1 protein-coding gene is annotated in these 306 nt (G+C 65.7%); it reads left to right on the top strand.

The features are described 5' to 3' along the window. A partial coding sequence (locus A3736_RS10860) for a transposase (protein WP_156502088.1) occupies positions 1-306 on the top strand: 306 nt, incomplete at both ends.

Genomic DNA, 306 nt, shown 5'->3' with positions numbered 1-306 from the left:
CCTGGAGACCCGCCATGTGCGCGCTGCGCTGTCGGCCCAGCGCCACAAGACCGATGCCGCCGATGCGCTCGGCATCGCCCATATCATGCGCCCCGGGTGGTTTCGCGAGGCGCATATCAAGACCGAAGACTGCTACCGGATACGCCTGCTGCTGGTGCAGCGGCGCAACCTGAAGCGCAAGTTCCTCGATATCGAGAACGCCATCCGCCACTCGCTGAAGGTGTTCGGGATCCGGCTCGGCAAGGTCGGTCGCGGATCGATGGAGAAGGCGGTGCGCAAGGCGGTCGCAGACGATGCGATGACCGC

This window comes from Erythrobacter sp. HI0063, from assembly GCF_001635685.1.
Taxonomy (GTDB): domain Bacteria; phylum Pseudomonadota; class Alphaproteobacteria; order Sphingomonadales; family Sphingomonadaceae; genus Qipengyuania.
Note: the sequence above shows the minus strand (reverse complement) of the source record. Positions and strands in the feature narration are given on the sequence as shown.